Annotated in this window: 1 protein-coding gene; it reads left to right on the top strand. The window is 36.2% G+C overall.

Translation table 11 applies throughout. From position 1 onward, the window contains the following. The first annotated feature begins 85 nt into the window (after positions 1-85). Positions 86-865 carry a sulfite exporter TauE/SafE family protein gene (locus tag Q1B07_RS26630; RefSeq protein WP_299095828.1) on the top strand — a complete coding sequence of 260 codons (780 nt, stop codon included), beginning with the start codon at positions 86-88 and terminating at the stop codon, positions 863-865. Positions 866-1,043: the final 178 nt, after the last annotated feature.

The raw sequence follows: 1,043 nt of genomic DNA, 5'->3' as shown, positions 1-1,043 counted from the left end.
GAGTCAACTAAATGGTAGTTATGAAATATTGAGAATACACGAGTATTTGGAAGGAAAATTAACTTTATTGAGGGAGGAAAACAGTATGGACTTTATGTTTATCATAACTATCTTTCTAATAGGATTTATTGGATCATATATATCAGGGATGGTGGGCATAGGTGGGTCAATCATTAAATATCCTATGTTACTATATATCCCGCCTTTATTTGGTTTAGCCGCATTTAGTGCACATGAAGTTTCAGGGATAAGTGCAATACAAGTATTCTTCGCAACTATCGGTGGAGTTTGGGCCTATCGTAAAGGTGGGTATTTAAATAAGAACCTTATCATCTACATGGGTGTTAGTATTTTAATCGGAAGTTTTATTGGAAGTTATGGTTCAAGAATGATGTCTGGAGAAATTATTAACCTCGTTTATGGTGTTTTAGCCTTACTTGCAGCCATTATGATGTTCCTTCCGAAAAAGGGGAGAGATGATATACCGCCCGACCAAGTTTCATTCAATAAATGGCTTGCAGCGTTTTTTGCTCTTATTGTTGGTGTTGGAGCAGGTATTGTTGGTGCGGCAGGAGCATTTCTATTAGTTCCAATTATGTTAGTCATTTTAAAATTACCGACACGTGTGACGATAGCATCATCTTTAGCGATTACGTTCATATCTTCAATAGGGGCTACAATTGGAAAAATCTCAACTGGACAGGTAGAATTTGTTCCTGCGTTAATCATGGTTATAGCGAGTTTAATTGCCTCCCCATTGGGTGCGAAAATGGGTCAGAAGGTGAATACAAAACTTCTGCAATGGATACTAGCCTTATTGATTTTGGGTACTTCAATTAAGATTTGGGCAGAAATTCTGCTCTAGGATGTTGAATAAGCAGGTTACTCATACTTTTTTCTTATAGATGGGACATGTACGTCAAATAGATATTTATTTTAGATTGGCGTAACCATTGTTTTTATCTATGTCAAAACAAAATAAAGTTTGCAGAATGAGAAAAAAGTCTGCATAAGAAGAATAAAGTTTGCATAAAGCCCCGTGA

This window comes from uncultured Metabacillus sp. (assembly GCF_947503125.1).
Lineage (GTDB): Bacteria > Bacillota > Bacilli > Bacillales > Bacillaceae > Metabacillus.
The sequence above is the reverse complement of the archived record's forward strand: the minus strand, read 5'-3'. Positions and strand labels throughout refer to the sequence as shown.

Excerpts from the sequence above, each read along its gene's own strand:
- Q1B07_RS26630 (WP_299095828.1), top strand. The coding sequence starts at position 86 with ATGGACTTTATGTTTATCATAACTATCTTTCTAATAGGATTTATTGGA.